2 protein-coding genes are annotated in these 1,584 nt (G+C 47.8%); both read right to left on the reverse strand.

From position 1 onward, the window contains the following. Positions 1–427 (reverse strand): DUF1302 domain-containing protein (locus ACXRVY_RS28255; RefSeq protein ID WP_458238860.1); only part of this gene is annotated, 427 nt, incomplete at its 3' end. A gap of 671 nt (positions 428–1,098) precedes the next feature. Further along, a partial coding sequence (locus ACXRVY_RS28260) for a SphA family protein (protein WP_458238861.1) occupies positions 1,099–1,584 on the reverse strand: 486 nt, incomplete at its 5' end.

Below are 1,584 nucleotides of genomic sequence, written 5' to 3' on the forward strand. Positions count from 1 at the left end.
AGGCAACTGAGACCTGGTTCGCGCGTGCGGGGTTGTTGTTATCGTTGTCCTTCTGGTATTCGGTGTCGAACCAGGCTGCCCCGCTCACACGACCACCGAAATTGCGGTAAGCGATATCCATTTCCGAGAGAAGGTCGAAACGGTTAGAGATCAGGCCCTTATCGAAAGCACGGTCACCATCATCCTGGTTCAGGCTGACTTGGCTTTTGGAAAGCTTGCTGCTTTGGTCATTCAGACGCCATGCAGAACTGTACTTGAGGGTGTTATCCCAGCGGACACGAAGATCGCTGTCGCCCGTGTCAATTTGAAATGCACTGGCACTCATCGATATCAAACTCACCGCACCGCCAGCGAGAACGCATGCCAAGTACTTCGGCCGCCCTGAAGGCGCCGGATATGAGTACGCAGTAGACTTGAATACACGCATATACGAACCTCTTTTGTTTTTGTATTAGGCTTCGCTGAATTTCAATTTTGACGCCGCTAACCGCTCCTCCCGAAAACTCATAAAACCTACCCGGCTCTCACCGAGCACCTGCGATAAGACAATTTCCACCAATTTTACAATACGGGACGTTTCGTATACTTACAGCTGTCAGCTATGCCTGTCAAGCCCGTGGTGATGTGTTTTGCCTACGGTTCTCTGGCAGGGGATCTTTGCCTGGTAGCCCATTACCCCGGCAGCCGGAAGATCTGCGGAGCCACTACCAGCAAGCGTGAAAGAACAGAGAGTTATGATCTTTTGAGATTTGGAAGCTGCCGCCCCTTTCCTGACGCCTGAACAGACGAAGCGCTGGCGCAACCTCACCTCTCAGCTGCTAAGCGGTGATAATTATAAATATAACAATACGAACCGTTTAGTAAATTCACATTTGTAATGTTTTGCAAGAGGGCCGGCAAGAAAAGTTAACGTTTTGAGGTCGTCGTTGAACGGGACAAAATAGCGTCACGTATCGCTTCTCTTGTATTTTAAGAATCGATACGCGCTGAATGGCGGGTAGAGGTCAAGAGTTCAGTAAAACCAACATCCCCCAGCAGTGATTTTCATTTAAAAAAACGCTTGCATTAGAAGCCAAGCGTGAAAATTGCAGTACCTAATTAAAATTTAAACATTCCATTGAGCATCACTGCGTCACCTTCCGAGGCATTTCGGGCATAAACATCTTTCTGATAGCTGAGTACTATTCCAAAGTCCCGACTTGCGTAGCCCAGTTGTGGTCCGACTTTTATTGACTTGGTTCGATTACCTACATCATCCCCGTGGGACTGGTCATCATTCAACTGCGTCGATAAATACCCACCAATACCTGCCAGCCAATTCTGGGTCAGCCGATAATTAAACCCATAGTCAACAGCGACCTGGACACCAGACTTATAATCAGTCTTTGGATTTTCGTAACTGTAGTTAACACTGACCTTCGAGCTGACCTCAACTTGCGGCATTGGAAACCAGGTAAAAGCGTAAGCAGCATAGATTGCTTTACTATTGTTTCCTGGATTGACCAATGCGTGCTCATCATATTTGCCCCAAGGCGCTACAAAATCCAACTCCAGGTTATGTAGATAGGTTGGAGACTGCCAACT

Source organism: Pseudomonas sp. P5_A2_2 (genome assembly GCF_054177685.1).